The sequence below is a fragment of the Neorhizobium descurainiae genome (genome assembly GCF_051400715.1).
GTDB lineage: Bacteria > Pseudomonadota > Alphaproteobacteria > Rhizobiales > Rhizobiaceae > Neorhizobium.
The window spans coordinates 167,701-190,749 of sequence record NZ_JBLFFK010000011.1 but is presented as its reverse complement, the minus strand read 5'-3'; the positions used below and the strand labels follow the sequence as shown (position 1 = coordinate 190,749).

General features: G+C 64.0%; 21 protein-coding genes. 14 read left to right on the top strand and 7 right to left on the bottom strand.

Features of this window, described 5'->3' with window-relative positions; translation table 11 throughout:
* Positions 1-78: 78 nt before the first annotated feature.
* From epmA to ACMGE0_RS19560, 10 genes are all read left to right on the top strand, one after another.
* The gene (gene epmA / locus ACMGE0_RS19605) at positions 79-1,149 is read left to right on the top strand and encodes an EF-P lysine aminoacylase EpmA (protein ID WP_436817552.1); all 1,071 of its coding nucleotides are present in this window, start codon (positions 79-81) and stop codon (positions 1,147-1,149) included.
* Positions 1,146-2,198, top strand: a complete 1,053-nt coding sequence (locus tag ACMGE0_RS19600; RefSeq protein ID WP_436817551.1) for a lysine-2,3-aminomutase-like protein — start codon at positions 1,146-1,148, stop codon at positions 2,196-2,198. Before epmA ends, ACMGE0_RS19600 begins: the two co-directional genes overlap by 4 nt.
* A gap of 267 nt (positions 2,199-2,465) precedes the next feature.
* Entirely contained in the window at positions 2,466-2,717 is a 252-nt protein-coding gene (locus ACMGE0_RS19595) for an acyl carrier protein (protein WP_436817550.1), read from the top strand.
* On the top strand, positions 2,717-3,898 hold the full coding sequence (locus tag ACMGE0_RS19590) for an acyl-CoA dehydrogenase family protein (protein WP_436817549.1): 1,182 nt from the start codon (positions 2,717-2,719) through the stop codon (positions 3,896-3,898). Before ACMGE0_RS19595 ends, ACMGE0_RS19590 begins: the two co-directional genes overlap by 1 nt.
* Positions 3,899-3,948: 50 nt before the next feature.
* Complete coding sequence (locus ACMGE0_RS19585; RefSeq protein ID WP_436817548.1) at positions 3,949-4,857, top strand: amino acid--[acyl-carrier-protein] ligase; 909 nt, start codon at positions 3,949-3,951, stop codon at positions 4,855-4,857.
* Positions 4,858-4,861: 4 nt separating this feature from the next.
* Positions 4,862-5,845: a DUF1839 family protein gene (locus tag ACMGE0_RS19580; RefSeq protein WP_436817547.1), complete on the top strand. Its 984-nt coding sequence runs from the start codon at positions 4,862-4,864 to the stop codon at positions 5,843-5,845.
* Positions 5,842-8,268 (top strand): glycoside hydrolase family 2 protein, encoded by a 2,427-nt coding sequence (locus tag ACMGE0_RS19575; protein WP_436817546.1) that lies wholly within the window; start codon positions 5,842-5,844, stop codon positions 8,266-8,268. The genes ACMGE0_RS19580 and ACMGE0_RS19575 overlap by 4 nt, the downstream gene beginning before the upstream one ends.
* 286 nt (positions 8,269-8,554) lie before the next feature.
* Positions 8,555-9,439, top strand: coding sequence for a formyltetrahydrofolate deformylase (gene purU, locus ACMGE0_RS19570; RefSeq protein ID WP_436817545.1), 885 nt, complete (start codon positions 8,555-8,557; stop codon positions 9,437-9,439).
* 76 nt (positions 9,440-9,515) lie between these two features.
* A complete protein-coding gene (locus ACMGE0_RS19565; protein ID WP_436817544.1) occupies positions 9,516-12,164 on the top strand; it encodes an aminotransferase class III-fold pyridoxal phosphate-dependent enzyme in 2,649 nt (882 codons plus the stop codon).
* Positions 12,165-12,581: 417 nt separating this feature from the next.
* On the top strand, positions 12,582-12,779 hold the full coding sequence (locus tag ACMGE0_RS19560; protein WP_436817543.1) for a hypothetical protein: 198 nt from the start codon (positions 12,582-12,584) through the stop codon (positions 12,777-12,779).
* Between the two features lie 68 nt (positions 12,780-12,847).
* On the opposite strand, the gene ACMGE0_RS19555 is transcribed toward ACMGE0_RS19560, so the two are convergent.
* Positions 12,848-13,084 carry an Lrp/AsnC ligand binding domain-containing protein gene (locus ACMGE0_RS19555; RefSeq protein WP_085421505.1) on the bottom strand — a complete coding sequence of 79 codons (237 nt, stop codon included), beginning with the start codon at positions 13,082-13,084 and terminating at the stop codon, positions 12,848-12,850.
* A gap of 56 nt (positions 13,085-13,140) precedes the next feature.
* Complete coding sequence (locus ACMGE0_RS19550) at positions 13,141-14,064, bottom strand: LysR family transcriptional regulator (protein ID WP_436817542.1); 924 nt, start codon at positions 14,062-14,064, stop codon at positions 13,141-13,143.
* 99 nt (positions 14,065-14,163) lie between these two features.
* Here ACMGE0_RS19550 and ACMGE0_RS19545 point away from each other — a divergent pair, with 99 nt between their 5' ends.
* From ACMGE0_RS19545 to ACMGE0_RS19535, 3 genes are read left to right on the top strand one after another with little or no spacing between them, the layout of a single operon-like run.
* Positions 14,164-15,447 (top strand): NAD(P)/FAD-dependent oxidoreductase, encoded by a 1,284-nt coding sequence (locus tag ACMGE0_RS19545; protein WP_436817541.1) that lies wholly within the window; start codon positions 14,164-14,166, stop codon positions 15,445-15,447.
* Between the two features lie 56 nt (positions 15,448-15,503).
* Complete coding sequence (gene amaB, locus ACMGE0_RS19540) at positions 15,504-17,045, top strand: L-piperidine-6-carboxylate dehydrogenase (RefSeq protein ID WP_436817540.1); 1,542 nt, start codon at positions 15,504-15,506, stop codon at positions 17,043-17,045.
* The gene (locus ACMGE0_RS19535) at positions 17,042-18,055 is read left to right on the top strand and encodes a P1 family peptidase (protein WP_436817539.1); all 1,014 of its coding nucleotides are present in this window, start codon (positions 17,042-17,044) and stop codon (positions 18,053-18,055) included. Before amaB ends, ACMGE0_RS19535 begins: the two co-directional genes overlap by 4 nt.
* Here the strand turns inward: ACMGE0_RS19535 and cobD are convergent.
* Complete coding sequence (gene cobD, locus ACMGE0_RS19530; protein ID WP_436817538.1) at positions 18,048-19,058, bottom strand: threonine-phosphate decarboxylase CobD; 1,011 nt, start codon at positions 19,056-19,058, stop codon at positions 18,048-18,050. The two genes, ACMGE0_RS19535 and cobD, sit on opposite strands and share 8 nt — an antisense overlap.
* A 5-nt stretch (positions 19,059-19,063) precedes the next feature.
* Here cobD and cbiB point away from each other — a divergent pair, with 5 nt between their 5' ends.
* Positions 19,064-20,029, top strand: a complete 966-nt coding sequence (gene cbiB, locus ACMGE0_RS19525; protein ID WP_436817537.1) for an adenosylcobinamide-phosphate synthase CbiB — start codon at positions 19,064-19,066, stop codon at positions 20,027-20,029.
* Here the strand turns inward: cbiB and ACMGE0_RS19520 are convergent.
* From ACMGE0_RS19520 to ACMGE0_RS19505, 4 genes are read right to left on the bottom strand one after another with little or no spacing between them, the layout of a single operon-like run.
* Positions 20,013-21,470: a cobyric acid synthase gene (locus tag ACMGE0_RS19520; protein ID WP_436817536.1), complete on the bottom strand. Its 1,458-nt coding sequence runs from the start codon at positions 21,468-21,470 to the stop codon at positions 20,013-20,015. The genes cbiB and ACMGE0_RS19520 overlap by 17 nt on opposite strands.
* Positions 21,471-21,473: 3 nt before the next feature.
* Positions 21,474-22,088: a cob(I)yrinic acid a,c-diamide adenosyltransferase gene (gene cobO, locus ACMGE0_RS19515; RefSeq protein WP_436817535.1), complete on the bottom strand. Its 615-nt coding sequence runs from the start codon at positions 22,086-22,088 to the stop codon at positions 21,474-21,476.
* Entirely contained in the window at positions 22,085-22,858 is a 774-nt protein-coding gene (locus ACMGE0_RS19510) for a CbtA family protein (protein WP_436817534.1), read from the bottom strand. The genes cobO and ACMGE0_RS19510 overlap by 4 nt, the downstream gene beginning before the upstream one ends.
* A 13-nt stretch (positions 22,859-22,871) precedes the next feature.
* Positions 22,872-23,048, bottom strand: coding sequence for a CbtB domain-containing protein (locus tag ACMGE0_RS19505; protein ID WP_436817533.1), 177 nt, complete (start codon positions 23,046-23,048; stop codon positions 22,872-22,874).
* Between the last annotated feature and the right edge of the window lies 1 nt (position 23,049).

Genomic DNA, 23,049 nt, shown 5'->3' with positions numbered 1-23,049 from the left:
CTGTTTTCCGGGCGGAACTACCCTAAAACCGCGCAAAGTGGAAGCCTTGCCGGAAAGAACCGGCGAAGAAAGCCGTAAATGAACCTGTCCCGAGCCGCCATATCCCGTTCGTCCTGGTGGACGCCGGAAAACCATGCGGACCGCCGGCCCTTCCTGATGGGCCGCAACGCAGTTCAGGCGGCGCTGCGTAATTTTTTCGGCGAAAGGGATTTCATCGAGATCGATACCGCGACGCTGCAGGTCTCGCCGGGCAACGAAACGCATCTGCATGCTTTCGCGACGGAGGCGGTCGCGATCGACGGCGCAAGGGCGCCGCTCTACCTGCACACCTCGCCGGAATTCGCATGCAAGAAGCTGCTGGCCGCCGGCGAGAAGCGCACCTTCACCTTCGCGCATGTCTACCGCAACCGGGAGCGCGGACCGCTGCATCATCCGGAATTCACCATGCTCGAATGGTACCGCACTGGCGAAGATTACGGGCGGCTCATGGCCGATTGCGCCGAGATACTGGCGCTTGCGGCCGAAACCACGAAGACGGAGCGCTTCGCCTTCCGCGGCATGGAGATCGATCCGTTCGCGGAGCCGGAACGCCTGACGCTTGCGGAAGCGTTCGATAAGTTTGCCGGTATCGATCTGTTGGCTTCCGTTACCCCGCATGGCGAGACCGACCGCGATTGCCTGGCAGAGGGTCTGAAACAGGCCGGCATCCGGTTTGCTGCGGACGACACCTGGGCCGACCTCTTCAGCAAGGTTCTGATCGAAAGGGTCGAACCGCATCTCGGCCAGGGCTGCGCGACGATCCTTTGCGAATATCCCGTTTCCGAAGCCGCCCTTGCGCGACCATCTGTCCGCGATCCGCGCGTGGCCGAACGTTTCGAGCTCTATGCCTGCGGCGTCGAACTGGCTAACGCTTTCGGCGAACTGACCGATGCCGGCGAGCAGCGCCGCCGCTTCGAGCACGAGATGGCGGAGAAGGCGCGCATCTACGGCGAACGCTATCCGATTGACGAGGATTTCCTCGACGCGCTTGCGATCATGCCGGAGGCGAGCGGCGCAGCACTTGGCTTCGACCGGTTCGCCATGCTGGCGACGGGCGCGTCCCGCATCGACCAGGTGATGTGGGCGCCCGTCGCGGAGGTGTTTGAATGACGGCCGCCGCGCGCTCATTGAAAACGCCCGAAGATCTGGCATCGGCCGGGCTAATCGAGCCGGCAAGTCTCGACGGCATCCGCGCCGTGGCTGATCGCTATGCGATTGCGCTGACGCCGACCGTCGTCTCGCTAATCGACCGCGCCGACCTCGAAGACCCGATCGCGAGGCAGTTCGTGCCCGATCCGGGCGAACTGCTAATCACGCCGGAGGAACGCCTCGATCCGATCGGCGACCACGCGCACAGCCCGGTCAAGGGCATCGTGCACCGCTATCCGGATCGCGTGCTGCTGAAGGCGGTGCATATCTGCCCGGTCTATTGCCGCTTCTGCTTCCGCCGCGAAATGGTCGGCCCCCAAGGGGAAGGCACGCTTGCCCCGGAAGAATTGACGGCCGCGCTCGCCTATATCCGGCAGCATGCGGACATCTGGGAAGTCATCCTGACCGGCGGCGACCCGCTGGTGCTCTCGCCCCGCCGGCTTGCCGCCATCATGCGCGGACTTGCGGACATCCCGCATGTGAAGATCGTCCGCTTCCACACCCGCGTGCCGGCGGTCGATCCCGCCCATATCGACGAGGCACTGATCGCGGCGCTCAAGGAAAGCGGCAAGGTGGTCTATGTGGCGCTCCACGCCAACCATCCGCGCGAGCTGACGGAAGCGGCTCGGGCCGCCTGCGCCCGGCTGATCGACGCCGGCTTTCCGATGGTCAGCCAGACGGTATTGCTGAAGGGCGTCAACGACGATCCGGCCGTGCTCGGCGAATTGATGAAGGCCTTCGTCGAGACGCGGATCAAACCCTATTACCTGCATCATCCGGACCTCGCGCCCGGCACCGGCCATTTCCGGCTGGATATCGCCGAAGGGCAGAAGATCGTTGCAGCCTTGCGCGGAAACATTTCCGGCCTCTGCCAGCCGACCTATGTGCTGGATATTCCCGGCGGTCACGGCAAGGCAGTGATCGGGAAAAGCGCTGCGCGACGGGACGACGGCGGCTGTTATTCGGTCAGCGATTTCCACGGAGAGGAACATCGGTACCCTCCGAAATGATGCGGCTTGTCGTTCGCGCGCAGCTTAAGGCTCTGATTTGCCTCGTCACACTCCCTCTGCCCTGCCGGGCATCTCCCCCTGAAGGGAGATCGGACGGGCGCGCCGGCCTCCCCAAACAAGAAACCGTGCCGCCCGGTTTAAGCTTTTCGTTTGAATTTTAGCGAATCCCGCAGCCCTAATTTCATCACGTTTCTTACCGGAATCTTATGCTTTCCGGCCTAAATCATCTCTTCAGCGATGAACGCAACACCATCCGGGGGATGTCTGATGAACGAGACCATTCGCGAATTGCTGACACGGGTTGGCGGCCTCCCCGTCGCCGTGACCGGGCTTGAGGACGGCGCCGATCTCTATGCGGCGGGCCTTTCTTCCTTCGCATCCGTGCAGCTTATGCTGGCGATCGAAGAGGCCTTCGATATCGAGTTTCCGGATAACCTCTTGAATCGCAAGTCCTTCTCCAGCATCTCGGCGATCGAGGAGACCGTATCCCAGATCATGAAAGCCCGCGAGGCAGCGTAATGAGCCTCGCCGCTGTTGCAACCGATATGAGCCTCGGCGCGCGCGCCCATCGCGTGGCAACGACGGCCGCCGAATTCGCCGATCGCGTCGATCAGGAAGGCCGCTTCCCCCGCGAGGCGGTCGAGGCCATGAAGGCCGAGCGCCTGCTCGGCATCCAGATCCCCCCGGCCCTTGGCGGCGAAGGCGCAACGACGCAGGAGATCGCGGAGGTCTGCTCCATTCTGGGGCAGGCCTGCGCCGCAAGCGCCATGGTCTTCGCCATGCACCAGATCAAGGTGTCGAGCCTTGTCGAGCACGGCGGCGACAGCGAATGGCACAGGGATTTCATGCGCGAGCTCGCCGCCCGGCAGCTCCTCGTCGCCTCCGCGACGACGGAAGCCGGCATCGGCGGCAACATGCGCAACTCCATCTGCGCGATCGAGGTCGAGGACGGCATCTGCCGGCTGACGAAGGACGCTACCGTCATTTCCTACGGCGCCCATGCGGATGCGATCATGGTCACTTCGCGGTCACACGAGAAGGCCGCTTCGGGCGATCAGGTCATGACCGTTTTCAAGAAGGGGCAATACACGCTCCGGAAGACGGTCGATTGGGATACGCTCGGCATGCGCGGTACCTGCTCCGACGGCTTCCTGTTCCAGGGAGAGGCGCCAGCGATCCAGATATTCCCGAAGCCGTTTGCCGAGATTGCAGCACAGTCCATGCTCGCGACATCGCACCTGCTCTGGAGCGCCGTCTGGTACGGCATCGCGGCGGACGCTGTCCTTCGCGCCCAGGCCTTCGTGCGCGCCGCCGCCCGCAAAGCGAACGGCACCCAGCCTCCCGGCGCCCTCAGGCTGGCGGAAGCATCGAACCTGCTGCAGCTCCTGAAGGCCAGCATCCTTTCCGGCCTGAAGGTCTATGCGGATGCCAAGGCCGATCCGGACCGGCTCTCCTCCATGGCCTTCACGATCGCCATGAACAACGTCAAGCTCGCTTCTTCCGAGACGATCCTGACGATCATCAACCAGGCGATGATCATCTGCGGCATCATGGGCTACAAGAACGGCACGCCCTACAGCCTCGGCCGGCACTTGCGCGATGCCCATTCCGCCCAGCTGATGATCTCCAACGACCGCATCCTCGGCAATACGTCGACCATGCTGCTCGTGCAGAAACCGGACACCAGCCTTCTCGGCTGACGCCCCCCGTCAAATGAATTGCCCGTCAGGGAATTGAATGAGGTGAAGCCATGGATATGCAAGTTTCCTTTCTCGATCGCCTGTTCGATGCGGGCCTTCTGATCGAGACCGGCGTCGACGGGCTCTATGGCCGCAGCGGCCAGTTCGAGGACGTGATCGCCGCCTTCGAACGGCTGATCGACAAGGTGGGCGGTGCCGACGGCGCGGAGGCCATGCGTTTTCCGCCGGGCATGAACCGCGAATTCTTCGAGACGAGCGGCTATATGAAGAGCTTCCCCCAGCTCGCCGGCACGGTGCATTCCTTCTGCGGCAGCGAGCTCGACCACATGAGCCTATTGAAATGCATTGAGGTCGGCGACGACTGGACCAAAGGCCAGGAGGCGACCGACATCGTGCTGACGCCGGCCGCCTGCTATCCGCTCTACCCGACGGTGGCGCGCCGCGGCAGGCTGCCGGGGACCGGCGGCCTCTACGACCTGCAGAGCTACTGCTTCCGCCACGAGCCCTCCAAGGACCCGGCCCGCCAGCAGCTGTTCCGCATGCGCGAGTACGTCTGCATGGGGAGCGAACGGCATGTCACGGATTTCCGCCAGCGCTGGATGGACCGCGGCGTCGAGATGATGAAGTCGGTCGGCCTCGACGTGACGATCGACGTCGCCAACGACCCCTTCTTCGGCCGCGCCGGAAAAATGCTCGCCAACAACCAGCGGGACCAGAACCTGAAGTTCGAGCTCCTGATCCCCATCACCTCTGCCGCCAAGCCGACCGCCTGCATGAGCTTCAACTACCATCAGGATGCATTCGGCACGAAATGGGGCCTCTACCTTGAGGACGGCTCCACGGCACACACCGCCTGCGTCGGCTTCGGCCTGGAGCGCATCGCGCTCGCCCTCTTCCACACGCACGGCCTTGACATGAAGGCGTGGCCGGAAAACGTGCGCGCCATCCTGTGGGGCTGACGCCATGACGGCCGTCTTTCCCGCTCTCGATCCGGCAGGCTACAAGCCGCATGCGCTGCATGCGGCTGAGCGCATGTGGCCGGAGACGAACTGCTATGCCGATCTCTGGATCGAAGTGCTTTCCGCCCGGAACCTGCCGCCGGAAGCCATGCTCGGCTTCACCCTGACCCAGGATTTCGAGGGCGACCAGTTCACCTTCTTCAAGGTGCCGCTGGAGGACCTCGAGGCGCTCTACAGCATCCGCGTGACGGAGCTCGCGATCTTCGACCGGCCGGAACGGCATGTGGTGGAGCAGATCGGCCGCGGCCGGCTGACGCTGATGGAACTCGACAGCTATTACCTGCCAGACACGCGCGGCATCACCTACCGCCAGGAGCACGGCAAGACGACCGTGGCGATCAACCGGCTCGATCCCCAGGACCGCAAGCTGGACTACTTCCACAACGGCGGCTTCTTCCATCTGTCCGGCGAGGATTTCGACGGGCTGTTCCAGAGGAATGCCGCTCCGGACGCACTGCCATTCCTGCCCTATACGGAGTTCGCGAAATTCCCGGAAGCCCATCCAGGCGTGAAAGAGATTCGCGAAACAGCCTGGAAGCTGCTGCGGCGCCACTATGCCCGGCGGCCCGGGGAAAACCCGATCCGCACCTTCGCGGACGTCTTTCCGGCACAGGTGGAGAGCGTGGCGGAGCGCGATTTCGGCTTCTTCCACAAATACGCCTTCAACACGCTGCGGCAGGTCGGGGCCAATTTCGAGCTGCTGGCGAGCCATCTCGCGTGGCTGAGCGGCAAGGGTTTCGCGCAAGCGGAGAAGCAGGCGCTGAAGATCTCGGAAGTGGCGAAATCCGCGCAATTCCAGCTTGCCCGCGCCGTCACCCGCAGGAAGTTCGAGCCGCTGATGACCGCGCTCGATCCGGCCGCCGAAGCCTGGGACGTGCTGATGGCCGACCTGGCTCTGACGGTAACCGAGAATCGCGAGGCGGCGTGAGCGCTCTTTCGGTCATCGGTGCCGAGACCAGCCTCCTTGGCGAAGGGTGGTCGCTGGTTTTGACCGAGCCGGGTGCTTACCGACTGCCGGACGATCTTCCTTCGACACTCGAAAACATTCCGGCCATCGTGCCGGGGACGGCGGCCGCCGCCCTGGAGGCCGTCGGTCGCTTCGACCGCGACAATCCCGATCCGCTGATCGACACGGATGTCTGGTATCGCCGCTCGCTTGCCGGCGAAGCGCCGGGACCGGCTATCCTGCGTCTGGCCGGCCTTGCGACGATGGCCGAAGTTTTCCTCGACGACCGGCCGATCCTGTCCTCCGAGAGCATGTTCGAAAGCCACGACGTGCCGGTGGAGCTGACCGGCGGCGAAACACTGTCGATCTGCTTCCGGGCTCTGAAACCGCATCTGGAAAAGACAGGCCCGCGGGCCCGCTGGCGGCCGCGATTGATGAACCATCAGGGCCTGCGCCTCACCCGCACCACGACGCTCGGTTTCATGCCGGGCTGGTGTCCCGAAATCCATGCCGTCGGGCCGTGGCGGCCGGTTTCGCTGATAAGGCCGGGCACGAACCGCATGGCCGACCTTGTGGTCACCCCGGAGTTCGCAGATGGCGGAGGCATCCTCAAGGTCGGCTTCGCCTGCGCGCAAGCCGGCCGCGATTTCCATCTGATCTGTGGCGGACGCGAAGCGGCCTTTACCTTCACCGAGGGCCGATATTCCGCCGAACTCCGCCTGCCCGATGTAGAACCCTGGTGGCCGCACACCCATGGCGAGCCGGCGCTTTACGACGTGACGCTTCGGATCGACGGTGAGGAATTTCCGCTCGCCCGCACCGGCTTCCGAAGCGTCGTGGTAGATCGCGGCGCCGATGGCGACGACTTCGGCCTGATCGTCAACGGCGAGAGGACCTTCTGCCGCGGCGCGGTCTGGACTTCCGCCGACATCGTGAAGCTGCCGGGCAGCCGGAAAGTCTACGAGCCGTGGCTGAGGCTCGCGAAAGAAGCGGGCATGAACATGATCCGCGTTCCCGGCATCGCGGCTTATGAGAGCCCTGAATTCTTCGCGCTCTGCGACGAGCTCGGCCTGATGGTCTGGCAGGACTTCATGTTCGCCAATTTCGATTATCCGGCCGGCGATCCGGATTTCGTGATTCACGTGAAAAAGGAAGCCGGGCAATTCCTGGCGGCGACGCAAGCCTCGCCTTCGCTTGCCGTCCTTTGCGGCGGCAGCGAGATCTGGCAGCAGGGCGCGATGCTCGGCCTGCCGGAGCGCGTCTGGAAGGTTCCGCTCTGCGAAGAGATCCTTGCAGGCCTCTCGGCTGAACATCGGCCGGATATTCCCTATGTCGCGAACTCGCCTTCCGGCGGCGCGCTGCCCTTCTATCCCGATGCCGGTGTGGCACATTATTACGGCGTCGGCGCCTACAAGCGTCCGCTTGAGGATGCGCGGCGCGCCAATGTGCGTTTCGCCGCCGAATGCCTCGCCTTCTCCAACCTTTCCGAAACCGAGACGCTTGGCCGCGGCAAGGCCGGCATTCCGCGCGATGCCAGCGCGGACTGGGACTTCGAGGACGTAAGAGATCATTATCTCGGCGAACTTTACGGCACCGATCCGGAAGAACTGCGGCAGACCGATTTCGAACGCTATCTGGCGCTCTCCCGCGCCGTTACCGGCGAGGTGATGGAGGCGACCTTCGCCGAATGGCGCCGGCCGGGCTCGACCTGCAACGGCGCGCTCGTCTTCACCCTCCAGGACGTGATGGCCGGCCCTGGCTGGGGCGTGGTCGGCGTCGACGGCCGGCCGAAACCCGCCTGGCATGCGCTGAGACGCGCCTTCCGACCGGTGCAGGTCGTGTTTGCCGACGAGGGCACCAACGGCCTTGACGTTCATCTGCTCAACGAGACCGCTGCCGACTTGCCGGTCACGCTGGAAGTCGCCTGCCTGCGTGACGGCAAGATGCCGGTGATATCCGGCCTGCGTGAGCTGATGCTTGGCTCCCGCGGCAGCCAAAGCATCGCCTGCACCGACCTGTTCGGCGCCTTCTTCGATACGAATTACGCCTACCGCTTCGGTCCGCCTTCGCATGACGTGACGGTGGCCCGGCTGAAACACGCGGAGACGGGAGAGCCAATTGCCGAAGCCTTTCATTTCCCGCTCGGCCGCGCAAAAGCCATGCACCCGGCGGAAATCACCGCCGCCCTGATCGAGGAGCGGGAAGAGTTTTGGCTGGAGCTTTCGGCGGATATTTTCGCGCAGTCGGTCAACATCGACACGGCTGGATACCGTGCCGGTGACAACTGGTTCCATCTGGCACCCGGCACACCGAAACGGGTGCGCCTCGACGCATTGCCCGGCGCTGACGGCCGGCCGATCGGCGCCATCCGCGCGCTCGGCAGCGATCGCGTCACGCATTTCTGAGTAACTCGCTTCGTCCTGCGGGAAAGCGAAAGGCGTTGTTTCGGGAGGATGCGTACTCAAGCGGCGGCGATGCGCAGCCGGACGCCGCAAAAGGGACGGAGTTTTGCCCGGCGGGCTTTAAGCTCAGCGAGGAACAGGAAGCGGAAGCGAGCGAACGCTGTACACATTTCAAGAGTGACAGCGGCTGCGTTAGGCATTTTTCCTCTTCAATTCGGACTGGATATTGTCCGGCGCCGGTTTTATGTATACACGGAATGGCCACCGATGGCGGAGGAGGGAGATTTAGATGAAGAACTATGTCCTGACGGTATCCTGCAAGACGACCCGCGGCATTGTCGCTGCTATTTCCGGCTTCCTGGCCGAGAACGGTTGCAACATCATCGATAGTTCGCAGTTCGACGACCTCGATACCGGCAAGTTCTTCATGCGCGTCAGCTTTCTGTCCGAAGAAGGTGCCGAGCGTCCCGCACTGATCGAAGGCTTCGCACCCATCGCCGAGAAGTTCGCCATGAATTGGGACATCTTCGACGCGGAAAACCGCATGAAGGTGCTGCTGATGGTCTCCCGCTTCGGCCACTGCCTCAACGACCTGCTCTACCGCTGGAAGATCGGCGCGCTGCCGATCGATATCGTCGGCGTCGTGTCGAACCATTTCGATTACCAGAAGCTCGTGGTCAACAACGACATTCCCTTCCACCACATCAAGGTGACGAAGGAGAACAAGCCGCAGGCCGAAGCCCAGCTCCTGGAAGTGGTCGAATCGACTGGCACCGAGCTGATCGTGCTCGCGCGCTACATGCAGGTTCTCTCCGACCAGCTCTGCGCGAAAATGTCGGGCAGGATCATCAACATCCACCACTCTTTCCTGCCGAGCTTCAAGGGCGCCAACCCTTACAAGCAGGCCTACCAGCGCGGCGTGAAGCTGATCGGCGCGACGGCGCATTACGTCACGGCCGACCTCGACGAGGGCCCGATCATCGAGCAGGACACGGTGCGCATCACCCACGCGCAGTCGCCGGACGACTATGTCTCGCTCGGCCGTGACGTGGAAAGCCAGGTTCTGGCCCGCGCCATCCATGCGCATATCCACCATCGCACCTTCATCAACGGCAACCGCACCGTCGTCTTCCCGCCAAGCCCGGGCTCCTACGCTTCCGAACGCATGGGTTGAAACCCGGGCGAGGGTCCTATGGACGCGCGGTTTTGCCGCACTATCCTCTTCGGAAGCGCCCCATCCGGAGAGGTTCATGTCGGACATGCAGCCAGAGCAGCCAGAGCCTTCTTCAACCGATCTCTCGATGGAGGTGGTGGAGGAGGTTCTGCGTGAGCAGTACGGGCTTTCCGGACAGGTCTTCCCGATCGAGGGACGGCAGAATCCTTACTTCCTGATCGACAACGGCCACATGCGCTATCTTTTAAAGATTGCGCCCGCCGATGCGCCTCTCGAGGAAATCGAGGCCGAGCATGCGCTGATGCGCCATATCCTGCGTGAGCCCGACGGCCCGCGCGTTCCCGAGCCCGTGGCTGCCAAGGATGGAGCGGATGCGATCGTCCTGCCGCTTGGCGGCGAGGACCGGCGCGTTCGCCTCCTCACCTTTCTCGACGGCACGCCTCCGCCGGCAGACGGAAAACTGTCGGAACAGGCCATCGCCGCCTTCGGCTCGATCGCCGCCACGCTCGCCAGAAATCTTGAAGGCTTCGAGCATCCGGTTCTGGAGCGCGAGCCGGAGAACGACCTGCGCAGGGCGGGCCCGCAGACGGTTGCGCTTCTCTCCACCGTCACCGACCAGGAAATCCGCGACGTGATCGCCAAGGCCATGGTGACGATGCTGCGGCGCATACAGCCGCTCGCGACGGGCCTGCGCGTCGCGGCCGCACATCAGAACCTCGATGCCGATGCCGTCGTCGGCGATGTGGCGGATGGTTTCTGGCTGCCGACCGGGGTGACGGATTTCACCAGCATTTCCAGGGGCTGGCTGATCGCAGGCCTCGCCAATACCTGCGCCTATCTGCTGTCGAATCAGGAAGGCGACCCGTTCGCCCTTCTGCCGGCGATTCGCGCCTATCACGACATCCACCCGCTCACACCGGTCGAGCTTGAAGCGCTCTGGCCGCTCGTCGTTGCCCGCACGGCGATCCTCGCCGCCAAAGCGGAGAACGGGCGCGCCCAGTCTCCGGATATCCGCCAGTTGCAGGAGGAGACCGAAAGGCGCCGCATGGTCCTGGACAAGGCGACCGCCGTCTCCCCGGCGCTGATGTTTGCGGCAATTCTCGATGTGGCGGGAATGACGAAACCTCTGCCGGACATTGGCCGTCTGCTGCCGAGCGTCGACCCCGACAGCATCCGGCTCGTCGATTTGAGCGTGACAAGCCCCCTGCTATACGGCGGCAACTGGACCGATCCGGAAAACGACTGGAAACTGCTAGCGCGCGTCGCGTGGGAAACCGGCCGCGGAAGCACGCGCTACGGAGAATACCGCCTGTCGAAGGGTTCCACCGATCCGCAGCAGGAACCGGAGAGCTTCTCGCTCCATATCGATATCTGCGTGCCGGCCGGCACGGCGGCGGTTGCGCCCTTCGCGGGGACACTCAGGAGCGCTGGTCCACGGCTTGTCTTCGCAGGCCGCGATCTCACCCTCCATGTCGAAGGCCTCGACTGCATGGCAGCCGAAGATACGGAGCTTGAAGCGGGAGACCCGCTCGGGCAGGTCGCCGGCGCTGAAAATTCCGTCGGCGGCCTGCGCCTGCGCTTCTGCCGCGATCCGGATCTCGTACCGCCGCTCTTCTGCGCCGCCGACACGGCGGGAACGTGGTCGAAGCTATGCCCCTCGCCGGCGGCTCTGCTCGGCTTCGATGCGGATGCGCCGGCCCCCAAGCATCTCGACCGGCCCGTCCGCGGTTGGAAGGAGTATCTCTTCGATGCCGCGGCGCACATCCGCTTCGATCTCACGGATGATGCTCCATTGATCGGCCATGGCCATCCGCAGGTCGCCGTCGCGGCCTACCGCCAGCTTCTCGTGCTGGACGCTGCGCCCTCCGGTCCGTCCGAGGCCGAGCAGCTCCTCTCCCAACGGCTCCGCGAACTGGCACCGGAAGGACTTGAGGCCGTGCTTGTCCTGCCGGGATATCGCGAGGCGCTGGATCACGCCCTGCAACTCGCACGTTTGCATACCGGGAAGAGCGATATCGTCTGCCTCACCGGCCTATTGCCTGAGATGGCCGCGAATACGGCGATCCTCCGAACCGGGAGCGTCCAGGATGCCAAGGCAGCGCTCGAAGAAGGCGGCAGGGCCGGATTGCTGCTTGCCGGCTTTCCACATTCAGTCGAGAGCCTTTCGGAAGCGCTCGGCGCGCTTGCCCGAAACGAAGGCCTCCTCATCGTCGATGAGACCCGCACGGGATGGGGAAGGCTCGGCCATCATGCCTGGGGTTTTGAGGCGCCAGGCCTCTCACCCGACATCGTCATCGCAAGCTTTCCCAGCAATGACGATGTAGCGGCCCTGTTTACGCGCGAAGCTGTCGCAGCCGCAGGCCGCATCGAGAAACAGATGAACCCGGTTGCCTGCGCGGCCGCCGCGGCGATCCTCGACGTCTGCGAAGAGGAGGCGCTCCGCGAAAACGCCCGCCTTGTCGGCAATCACCTGAGATCGGCCCTTGAGGAATTGGCGGTCCGTCGTCCGGCGATCCGTTCAGTGCAGGGCATGGGTCTTTGCCTGATGCTCGAATTTGTGGACGACGCAACGGCAAAAGCCCTTCACGACGACCTGAGGAAAGACGGCATTTTCACCACCTGGAGCGGCCATGGTGATCTGCGGATTGCGCCGCCGCTCTGCTTCAGCCGGGAAAGCGCCGACCTTGTTGCCGCCCGTCTCGAAGCGCTTCTCTCGGAAAGTTGACACCGCCCTGACGAAAATTTTCCGCGCAATCCTTGCGCCGGTTTCAACACCACCTATTTAAGCGTTGACGGACGGGAGCCGGAATTCGCGAACGAAATTTCACAATTCCGCCTTCTTCCTGTCATCGGAAAGAAAAAAATTCTAGTTATACCGATTTCCGTTGATCACGCTGTGGGACTCGCTTACAGCTGATCATCATTCGATCGGAAGAATCTGATCGGTTTCGCGCAACGCCAAGAGGGAGAGTGACATGGTCAAATATGTTTTCGTCGCCGCCTTCGGTGAAGGTGCGTCCAAAATGATCGGCACGGATCGCCGCTCCCTTCCGTGCTGTCGAATGTAACGCTTTCGGTTCAATCGTTCCTGAAAATTTCATTCGCCAAAGCTGCATTCAAGCGGCCATAGCGGGAGTCTGCCATGCAGAAGCAAGTTATTGAATTCGGCGGGGAGCCCGTCGGTATTGTCATTCCGGATGAGGACCGGCTGAAGTTCATCGCCGTCAAATTCCATGTCATCGATCTCGACGAGCGGCGTTTCAATTCCGCCGACGAAGTGCGCCTTGCCATTCGCGATCTGGTGCGCTCGCGCAATATCGCGCCGACGGCGCATGTCTGAACCTTTTTTAAAGTCCTTGCAAAAGCCGCCTTCGGGCGGCTTTTTTGTTGGCCGCCGCGGTGCCGCAATCAGAACGCGGTAAACGTGATCGTCGTCAGCGACCGCTCGATGCCCGGAATTGCCGCGATCTTCTCATTCACGAACCGGCCGATTTCATCGTTTTCCTTGATATAGACCTTGAGCAGCAGGTCCCAATCGCCGCTGGTGGAATAGAGTTCGGATACGAGTTCGGTCTTGTAGATGGCATCGGCGACCTCATAGGTCTTGCCGGGCTTGCAGCGGAGTTGGACGAAAATGGGTTTCATCGGACGTCTTCCCGTCGGTCGGATCGCCTTTTGCGATCATGATGGATAGAGAACGACTATTGGCCGATGCGGCCGCCGTTCGCAAGCTGCTCCTTCTCGATCTCCGTGATGATCCAGTTCCGGAAGGCGGCGAGCGGCGGATAGGTGGCGCGATCCGGCGGATAGGCAAGATAATACTGCCCTGTCTCCATCCTCTCGGCTTCCACCGCCGGCACCAGAAGACCCTGTTCCAGTTCGCGGCCGATCAGGAAGCGTGGCAGAAGCGCAGCACCAAGGCCCGCAGCCGCGGCCTCGACCATCGGCATGAACTGGTCGAACAGCATGCCGTGCAACGCATCGAACGCGATCCGGTTCGTCTTGAACCACCGTTCCCATGCATCGGGCCGCGTGTTGAGATGCAGGAGCGGCACCTTCAGCACATCCGCAGGCGTCCGAAGATTGTGCCGCAGCCGGAATTCCGGGCTGCAGGCCGGCAGCACCTCCTCGTCCATCAGGAAGGTGAGCGCCGCGCCCGGCCAGCGCGCCGCGCCGAAATGGATCGCCGCGTCCAGCGTATCGAAACGAAAGTCGAAGGGCTCGAGCCGCGTGATGAGATTCACGACCATGCCCGGATGGGCCTCGAGAAAATGCCTGATCCGCGGGGTCAGCCAGCGGGTGCCGAAGAAAGGCAGGATGGCGAGGTTGAGCGTGCCGCCGGAGGGATTGGCCCGGAGATTGAGCGAGGCGTTCGAGATGCGGCGCAGCGCCTCCCGCACCTCCCGGGCATAGGTGTCGCCCGCGATCGTCAGGCGGATCGTCTGGCGCTCGCGCAGGAACAGCGCCACCCCGAGCTGCTTTTCCAGCGCCGAGATCTGACGGCTGACGGCGCTTTGGGTGAGGCCGAGCTCATTCGCCGCCGCCGTGACGCTGCCGGTGCGGGCAGCCGCTTCGAAAGCCGCCAGAAGCGAGAATGAGGGAAGGAAGCGCCGGGGCGGCAGCATGTCATTCCTCCGGCGAATGACCTGTTGAGAACATGTCGATATTCATCGATAACAGCCCTCTGTAAAGAGTTGGTGAGTGATGCCTCCGGACAATCCATCATGCTGAACGATCCCCGCTCTCACGGCCTCTGGGAAAAGACCGCGCCCCTGCCGCCTCCCGCGCCGCGGCTGGCAGAATACGTTTCGGCCGACGTGGTGATCGTCGGCGGGGGTTATACGGGCCTTTCGGCGGCGCTGCATCTGGCCGAGGCCGGCGTCGATGTAAGGCTGCTGGAGGCGGCGGAGATAGGCTTCGGCGGCGCGGGCCGCAATGTCGGTCTCATCAACGCCGGCATGTGGGTGATGCCCGACGATTTTCCGAAAGAGCTCGGTCCGGTTTACGGCGAAAAGTTGCTCGATCTGCTGGGCGGCGCACCCTATCTCGTCCGCGAGCTGATCGAGAAGCATGGCATTGCCTGCGAGCTTGAGAAGAACGGCACCCTGCATTGCGCCGTCGGCCCGGCAGGAATGAAGGAACTGGAGGAGCGCGCCCGGCAGTGGCAGAAGCGGGGCGCGCCGGTGACGCTTCTCGATTCCGTCGAGACCGAGCGGCGCATCGGCACCAGGGCCTATGCCGGTTCCTTGCTCGACATGCGCGCCGGCACGCTGCAGCCGCTCGCCTATGCCCGCGGCCTGGCGCATGCGGCCGTCAAGGCCGGCGCGAAACTCCATACCGGCAGCGCGGTGATCAGTGCCGGCGAAGCGAGTGGCCGGAAAGTCGTAACGACAGCTGAGGGAGAAGTCTCCGCCGACTGGGTCATCGTCGCGACCGACGCCTACAGCACCGGCCCCTGGGAAACCGTGCGCCGCGAGCAGGTGCATCTTCCCTATTTCAACCTCGCCACGGTGCCGCTCGGCGACAATCTGCGCCGTTCCATCCTGCCCAACCGCGAAGGCTGCTGGGATACGAAGGAAATCCTCTCCTCCTTCCGCATGGACCAGGCCGGCCGGCTTGTCTTCGGTTCGGTCGGCGCGCTGCGCGGCACCGGCACGGCGATCCACAAGGCCTGGGCGCGGCGATCCTTAAGGCGCATCTTTCCGCAGCTCGGCGAGGTGGAATTCGAGGCCGAGTGGTACGGGAAGATCGGCATGACCGACAACGCGCTGCCGCGCTTCCATAAGTTCGGCAAGAACGTCATCGGCTTTTCCGGCTACAATGGCCGCGGCATCGCGCCTGGCACGGCCTTCGGCAGGCTCCTGGCTCGCCATGTTCTCGGCGAAGTACCGGAAACCGACCTGCCGCTGCCGCCGACCGAACCGAAGGAACCGGGCTTACGTGCGCTGAAGGAAGCCTATTACGAGGCGGGCGCGCAGATCGCCCATTTCGCCGGCGAGCGGTTCTGATTGTAAAACCGCCGCAGATTTCTAAGATTGACCGAAATTCGATACCGGAGACTGACATGACGCTCGCCACTCTCGATCTCGCCGCTGAGGTGAAAACCATTCTGAGCGATCTCGGCGTGAAGGCCGAAAGCTATACGGGCGGCACGCTTGCGGTCCGCTCGCCGATCACCGGCGCGGAAATCGGCAGGCTGCCGGAAGAGACGCCCGTCAGCGCCAAAAAGGCCATCGAAGCCGCTCACGAGGCCTTCCTGGAATGGCGGCTGGTGCCGGCGCCGAAGCGCGGCGAGCTGATCCGCCTGCTCGGCGAGGAACTGCGCGCCGCAAAGAGCGCGCTCGGCCGGCTCGTCTCGATCGAGGTGGGCAAGGTCACCTCCGAAGGTCTCGGCGAGGTGCAGGAAATGATCGACATCTGCGATTTCGCGGTCGGCCTTTCCCGCCAGCTCTACGGCCTGACGATCGCCACCGAGCGTGCCGATCACCGCATGATGGAGACATGGCATCCGCTCGGCGCGATCGGCATCATCTCGGCCTTCAACTTCCCCGTGGCTGTCTGGTCCTGGAATGCGGCGCTTGCCATCGTCTGCGGCAATTCCACTGTCTGGAAACCCTCCGAAAAGACGCCGCTGACGGCGCTCGCCACCCAGGCGATCTTCGACAAGGCGCTTGCCCGTTTCGTCGCCGATGGCGTCAAGGCGCCGAAGAACCTCTCGACCCTCCTGATCGGCGGCCGCGAGGTCGGCGAAGCGCTGGTCGACCACGAGAAGGTTCCCCTAGTTTCGGCGACCGGCTCGACCGCCATGGGCCGCGCCGTCGGTCCCCGCCTGGCGCAGCGTTTCGCCCGCTCGATCCTCGAACTCGGCGGCAACAACGCCGCGATCGTGGCGCCCTCCGCCGATCTCGATCTGACGCTGCGTGGTGTCGCCTTCGCCGCGATGGGCACGGCTGGCCAGCGCTGCACGACGCTCCGCCGTCTCTTCGTGCACGACAGCGTCTACGGCACTTTCGTGCCGCGCCTCACCAAGGCTTACCAGTCGGTCACGGTCGGCAGCCCGCTCGAAAACGGAACGCTGGTTGGTCCGCTGATCGACAGGACGGCCTATGACAAGATGCAAAAAGCGCTGGAAGCCGCCAAGGCCGAGGGCGGCAAGGTGACCGGCGGCGAGCGCGTCCATCAGAACGAGGCGGCCGATGCCTATTACGTACGGCCGGCGATCGTCGAGATGCCGGCGCAGACGGGGCCGGTGAAGGAAGAAACCTTCGCGCCGATCCTCTATGTGATGAAATATTCGGGCTTCGACGAGGCGCTGGCGCTGCACAACCACGTGCCGCAGGGCCTTTCCTCCTCGATATTCACCAACGACATGCGCGAGGCCGAGACCTTCGTCTCCGCCCGCGGGTCCGATTGCGGCATTGCCAACGTCAATATCGGCCCTTCGGGCGCCGAAATCGGCGGGGCCTTCGGCGGCGAGAAGGAGACCGGCGGCGGCCGCGAATCCGGCTCGGATGCCTGGAAGGCCTATATGCGCCGCGCCACCAACACGCTGAACTACGGCCGCACCCTGCCGCTGGCGCAGGGCGTCAAGTTCGACATCGAATGATGACGGCCGGTCCGCTGAATCTCCTGACCGATATCGACGGCGTGGCCGTCGGCCATGCCACCGATCTCGCGCTCGGCTCCGGCGTGACGGCGGTCGTTTTCGACGAGCCGGCGATCGCCTCCGGCTCGGTGCTCGGCGGCGCGCCCGGCGGGCGGGATACCGCGCTGCTCGACCCATCGATGACCGTGCAGACGGTGGACGCCTTCGTTCTCTCCGGCGGCTCGGCCTTCGGGCTCGATGCGGCGGGCGGGGTGCAGGCAGGGCTGCGGGAGATTGGCCGGGGTTTCCAGGTCGGCAGCGTCCGCGTGCCGATCGTGCCGCAGGCGATCCTGATGGACCTGCTGAACGGCGGCAACAAGGATTGGGGCCTGCACTCGCCCTATCGCGGCATGGGCTACGAGGCCTTCAAGGCGGCGGAGGCGGGACCGTTTGCGCTCGGCACCGTGGGCGCCGGCACGGGCGCCACGACCGCGACCTTCAAGGGCGGCATCGGCTCGGCAAGTGCCAAAAACTCGGCGGGCCACACCGTCGCGGTGCTGATGGCCGTCAATGCCATGGGGTCGGCGACGGTTGGCGACGGCCCGCATTTCTGGGCGGCCCCCTTCGAGCGGAAGGGAGAATTCGGCGGACTCGGCCTGCCGGAGAAATTCAACGAGGGCCATTCGGCGCTCAGAATGAAGGGCGTCAACCTGAAGGCGACGACGATCGGCGTGATCGTCACCGATGCGGTGCTCACCAAGGCGCAGGCGCACCGCCTTTCGATCATGGCGCATGACGGGCTCGCCCGCGCCGTGCTGCCGGCGCATCTACCGGGCGACGGCGACACGATCTTTTCTGCGGCCACCGGCGCAAAACCGCTCCGCGACATGACCGCCTTTGCCGAACTCTGCCATCTGGCGACGCTGGTAACCGCAAGGGCGGTTGCGCGGGGCGTGTATGAAGCGGCAGCACTAGCGGTTCCGAACGCGCAGCCGGCATGGCGGGATAAATTTGGTTCGCCAGCTAAATAGCTTTTAGCGCTGCTTCCACGCGAGACCAGTCGTTTTCACCCGGAAGGCCGATCCGGAGATCGTCCGGCCGCTCCTGAAAGCGGCGGGTGAGGATACCACGCTCGCCGAGATGCCGGAAAAGCGCCTGTGCCCGCGGATCGCGGATGAAGCGGAAGAGCGACGTGCCGCCTGCAACCGGAATTCCGGCTGCAGTCAGCAGGGCGTCCAGCCGCGCAGCATCTTCCCCCAACGTCGCTCGCATCGCCTGCCGCCAAGGGATATCGGCCAGCGCCTCGCCCGCCACGTGCAGTGCCGGTCCGGAAACGGCCCAGGGGCCGAGCCGGTTTTCGATCTTCGCGATGATATCCGGATGCGAAATCGCAAAGCCGAGCCTTAGGCCCGCCATGCCGTAGAATTTGCCGAAGGAGCGCAGGACCAGAAGGCCGCCTTCATCGACCATGTCAGCCGTGCTTTTGGCCTCGGACACGTCCATGAAGGCCTCGTCCGCAACCAGCAGACCGCGCTTCGCCCGCATTGCGGCGGCAAGCGCCAGGAGATCACTCTCCGGGACGATGCCGCCGGTTGGGTTATTGGGATTGACGATGACGGCGAGATCTGCGGAAGCTAGCCGATCCAGGTCGTCCGTTTCGGTGACGTCGAAACCGGCCATTTTGGCGGCCCGGGCATGCTCCGCATAGGTAGGCGATAAAACCGCCGCCAAGCCCCCGCTTCGGACAAGGCTGGCGATGATCGGCAAGAGGATCTGCGTCCCCGGCCCTGCCGCGACATGCGCCGCCGACGGCGCGCCATAGGCATTGGCCGCGATCACCTTCAGCTCTTGCGCCAAAGCCGGCTCCGGCAGTCGCGCGAAGGCATTGCCCGGCACCGGCGAGTGCGGATAGGAATAGGGGCTGATACCGGTCGACAGGTCGATCCACGGCTCGGGTGCATGCGGAAACAGCGCCCGCGCTCCAGCGAGACTGCCGCCATGCTCAATTGAACCGCCAACCTCAGAGCCTGCCACCGCTAATGTTCCTTCTCGCATTCTTCGCCCTGATCGTGGAGCGCATATTCGGCTATCCCGACTGGTTGTTCCGGCGTATCGGCCATCCGGTAACCTGGATCGGCCGGCTGATTTCCCGGCTCGATGCCGACTGGAACCGCGAGGCCGACGACTTTCCCACCCGCAGACGCAGAGGCGTTTTCGCGCTGCTGACGCTTCTCGGCGTGGCGATCTTCGTCGCTCTGGCAGTCGAATACTGTTTGCTGGCGCTGCCGCTCGGGCCGATCCTGCTGGTTCTGGTCGCAGTCAGCCTGCCCGCCCAGAAGAGCCTCGAAAGTCATGTCGAGGCCGTTGCCGATGCGATGAAATATGGCGGGCTCGAAGCCGGCCGGAAAGCCGTTTCGATGATCGTCGGCCGCGATCCGGAAAAGCTCGACGAAGCCGCCGTCTGCCGCGCTGCGATCGAGAGCCTGGCGGAGAATTTTTCCGATGGTGTCGTGGCGCCGGCCTTCTGGATGGGCGTTGGTGGATTGGCGGGCGGCGTGGCTTACAAGGCGGCCAATACGGCCGACAGCATGATCGGCCACCGCAGCCCGCGCCACGAAGCCTTCGGCTGGGCGGCAGCACGTTTCGACGACCTGATCAACCTGCCCGCCTCGCGGCTGAGCGCGCTTCTGTTCGTGACCGCGGCCTTTTTCATCGACAAGGCTTCGCCCCGGAATGCGATCAGGGCTGTGCTGCGGGACGCCGGACATCATCGCTCGCCGAATGCCGGATGGCCGGAAGCGGCGATGGCCGGCGCGCTCGGCATCGCGCTGGCGGGACCGAGAAGCTATGGCGGACAGATGATCGAGGCGCGCTTCATGGGTGAGGGCGGACGCACGGAACTCACCTATGAGGACATCCGCCAGGCGCTGAAGCTCGCCCGCGTGGCGGACGCCCTGCTGATCGGCCTTTTCGGCCTTCTGGCATGGATCATCTGGCAAGTCTGAGCAATCCGTCGAGATCGAGATGTCGTTCCATATGAGCGGCGAGCCGATCGAGCACGTCGTCCACACCCGCCTCGTAGTCGAGGCCGGACGCCGTCCCGCCGAGCCGCATCAACCAGGCCGAGCGCTGCCGGTCGTCCGAAAAGAGCCCGTGGATATAGGTGCCGCAAACCTTTCCATCGGCCGAGATAGCCCCTTCCGGACTGCCGCCGATCGCCGAAAACGGTCGGGCGCAATCCGGTCCGATTGTTCGCCCGATATGCATTTCATAGCCGGATAAGGAAACTCCGTCGAAACTGGTGCCCGAGACGGCCTCCAGTCGCTTGTCGTCCGAAAGAACCGTCTCGACATCGAGCAAACCAAGCCCTTCCACCGAACCCGGCCGACCTTCGATACCATCCGGATCGGAAATTTTCTTTCCGAGCATCTGATAGCCGCCACAGAGGCCAAGCACCTTCCCCCCACGGCGGACATGCGCAGCTATATCGACATCGAAACCCACCGACTTTAATGCCTGAAGATCCGAGATCGTCGCCTTCGAGCCGACCAGCAGAACGAGATCGCAATCGCCGGGGATCGCCTGACCTGCCCGAACCCGAATCAGTTCCACATCCGGTTCGGCTTCCAGCGGATCGAGATCGTCGAAATTGGAGATATGCGGCAGGATCGGCACCCCAATACGGATGTTTGCCCCAGCCTTGCGGGCTGGCGGCGCGTCGAGGCCGAGCGCATCTTCCGCCGGCAGCCGGACGGCATCGGGAAAATGCGGCAGCAGCCCGATCGGCTGCCAGCCGTTCAGTTCGGCGATCATCCGCATGCCATCCGCAAACAGCGCCGGGTCGCCGCGAAACCGGTTGACGATGAAGCCGCGGATCATCGCCGCATCGTCCGGATCGAGCACCAGTTTCGTGCCGGCGAGGCTTGCGATCACCCCGCCGCGGTCGATATCGCCGATCAGCACGACCGGCACGTCCGCCGCGCGCGCGAAACCCATATTGGCGATGTCGTTCCGGCGGAGATTGACTTCCGATGCGCTGCCGGCCCCTTCCACCAGCACAAGGTCGGCCTGGCTGCGGAGCAGTTCGAAACTTTCCATCACCCGCTGCATCAGCTTCGGCTTGAGATCCTGGTATTCAGCCGCTTTGGCATTGCCTTCGACCTTGCCCTGCACGACGACCTGCGCGCCTACCTCGCTCTGGGGCTTCAGCAGGACCGGGTTCATGTGGACGCTGAGCGGTGCTTTCCCAGCGCGCGCCTGCAGCGCCTGCGCCCGGCCGATCTCGCCGCCATCCGCCGTCACGGCCGCATTGTTCGACATGTTCTGCGGCTTGAACGGCAGGACCTTCAGGCCGCGCAAGGTGAAGGCGCGGGCAAGCCCGGCCACGACCAGCGACTTGCCCACATCCGAGCCCGTTCCCTGAAACATCAGCGCGCGGGCGGTCATGGCTTAGAACTCGATGCCGGCCTGGGCCTTCACGCCGGCCTTGAAATGGTGCTTCACCAGCGTCATTTCGGTCACCATGTCGGCGGCTTCGATGAGCGCCGGTTTGGCGTTGCGGCCGGTGACGACCACATGCAGGTCCGGCCGGCGGGCCTGCAATGCGGCGATCACCGTGCCGAGATTGAGATAATCGTAACGCAGCGCGATATTGAGCTCGTCGAGAATGACGAGGCCGATCGTCTCGTCCGCCATCAGGTCCAGCGCCTTCCCCCATGCCTTTTCGGCGGCGGCGATATCCCGTTGCAGGTCCTGCGTTTCCCAGGTGAAGCCCTCGCCCATCGTATGCCAGACGACCCGATCGCCGAAGACGGCCAGCGCCGGCTGTTCGCCGGTCGACCAGGCACCCTTGATGAACTGCACCACGCCGACGCGGCGGTTGTTGCCGAGCATGCGCAGCGCCAGACCGAATGCGGCGGTGGATTTACCCTTGCCGGAACCGGTATGGACGATGAGAAGGCCCTTTTCGAGGATCTTCCCGGCCACTTCCGCATCCTGCACCGCCTTGCGGTTCGCCATCTTGGCGCGGTGGCGCTCGGCTGCCGCCTGATCGATCTCCTTCACCGCGAAGCAAGCCCCGCCGAAGGGCGCACCGCGACATCTTCGCCGGCGCGGAACTTCTCGCGGACCACCGCGATGAGCGCGCCGAGCACTGCCCAGAACACCAGATTGGTGACGTAAACGGCATTGACGAAGCGGGCATGCAGCTCCAGCGGCACCGCCGTCTCATGCGTCGGCGGCAGGGGAGCGCCAACCAGATGCGGAGCGACCAGCAGAACGATCGCCAGCACGGCAAACACGACCGAACGGGTATAGGCGAGCAGGCCGAGGCCGAGAGCGGTGCAGATGGCCGTCGAAATCCACCAGATCTGGCGCGGACCGAGCTCGGCGGCCGGCATGCCCGGCAGTTCCGGCGGCAGGCCGAGGCCGGGAGCGAGGCTGACGGTGAGGAAGCCGGCAATGCCGAACATCAACCCGCCGCGCCAGCCCTTGAAGCCTCCCAGGGCTTCCGAAGCGGCGATCAGCACGAGACCGAAGCCGATTGCCGACAAGATATCGGCTGCGGCGGTGTAGATGAGGCGCTCAAAACCGTCGGCGGGAGCCCAGGCCTCCTCGTCGTGGCTATGTTCAGCCGCCGCAGGGGGCGCGACACCGCCAGCCGGGGCAGCCTCATGGTTGTGGCTGTGACCGGCCTCGGCACCGCCGGCATTTTCATAGGTCTCGGCCTGCAGGATGAGCGGCACCGTCGAGAAATGCTGCATGACGGTGAGGAGAAGTCCCGACAACAGCCCGGCGATCACCGCCGTGAAGACGATGTTACGAAACAGCGACATTTGGAAATTCCTCTCAGTGGCAGGGGAAGGCCAGGGAATGGCGCGTGTCGTGGGCGGCGTTGTGGACGACTTCCAGATGCGAGAAGCCGACAAAACCGACGATGAACAGGCCGAGAATGGCCGTCATGCCGAGGGGAATGATCTTCGAAGCGGAAACGCTGACCGCACTTGCGGCAGAATTCGTTACCATG

Bases quoted from the DNA above. Each gene is read 5' to 3' on its own strand.
- epmA (WP_436817552.1), top strand. From the start codon at position 79: ATGAACCTGTCCCGAGCCGCCATATCCCGTTCGTCCTGGTGGACGCCG.
- ACMGE0_RS19600 (WP_436817551.1), top strand. From the start codon at position 1,146: ATGACGGCCGCCGCGCGCTCATTGAAAACGCCCGAAGATCTGGCATCG.
- ACMGE0_RS19595 (WP_436817550.1), top strand. From the start codon at position 2,466: ATGAACGAGACCATTCGCGAATTGCTGACACGGGTTGGCGGCCTCCCC.
- ACMGE0_RS19590 (WP_436817549.1), top strand. From the start codon at position 2,717: ATGAGCCTCGCCGCTGTTGCAACCGATATGAGCCTCGGCGCGCGCGCC.
- ACMGE0_RS19585 (WP_436817548.1), top strand. From the start codon at position 3,949: ATGGATATGCAAGTTTCCTTTCTCGATCGCCTGTTCGATGCGGGCCTT.
- ACMGE0_RS19580 (WP_436817547.1), top strand. From the start codon at position 4,862: ATGACGGCCGTCTTTCCCGCTCTCGATCCGGCAGGCTACAAGCCGCAT.
- purU (WP_436817545.1), top strand. From the start codon at position 8,555: ATGAAGAACTATGTCCTGACGGTATCCTGCAAGACGACCCGCGGCATT.
- ACMGE0_RS19565 (WP_436817544.1), top strand. From the start codon at position 9,516: ATGTCGGACATGCAGCCAGAGCAGCCAGAGCCTTCTTCAACCGATCTC.
- ACMGE0_RS19560 (WP_436817543.1), top strand. From the start codon at position 12,582: ATGCAGAAGCAAGTTATTGAATTCGGCGGGGAGCCCGTCGGTATTGTC.
- ACMGE0_RS19555 (WP_085421505.1), bottom strand. From the start codon at position 13,084: ATGAAACCCATTTTCGTCCAACTCCGCTGCAAGCCCGGCAAGACCTAT.
- ACMGE0_RS19550 (WP_436817542.1), bottom strand. From the start codon at position 14,064: ATGCTGCCGCCCCGGCGCTTCCTTCCCTCATTCTCGCTTCTGGCGGCT.
- ACMGE0_RS19545 (WP_436817541.1), top strand. From the start codon at position 14,164: ATGCTGAACGATCCCCGCTCTCACGGCCTCTGGGAAAAGACCGCGCCC.
- amaB (WP_436817540.1), top strand. From the start codon at position 15,504: ATGACGCTCGCCACTCTCGATCTCGCCGCTGAGGTGAAAACCATTCTG.
- ACMGE0_RS19535 (WP_436817539.1), top strand. From the start codon at position 17,042: ATGATGACGGCCGGTCCGCTGAATCTCCTGACCGATATCGACGGCGTG.
- cbiB (WP_436817537.1), top strand. From the start codon at position 19,064: ATGTTCCTTCTCGCATTCTTCGCCCTGATCGTGGAGCGCATATTCGGC.
- ACMGE0_RS19520 (WP_436817536.1), bottom strand. From the start codon at position 21,470: ATGACCGCCCGCGCGCTGATGTTTCAGGGAACGGGCTCGGATGTGGGC.
- ACMGE0_RS19510 (WP_436817534.1), bottom strand. From the start codon at position 22,858: ATGTCGCTGTTTCGTAACATCGTCTTCACGGCGGTGATCGCCGGGCTG.
- ACMGE0_RS19505 (WP_436817533.1), bottom strand. From the start codon at position 23,048: ATGGTAACGAATTCTGCCGCAAGTGCGGTCAGCGTTTCCGCTTCGAAG.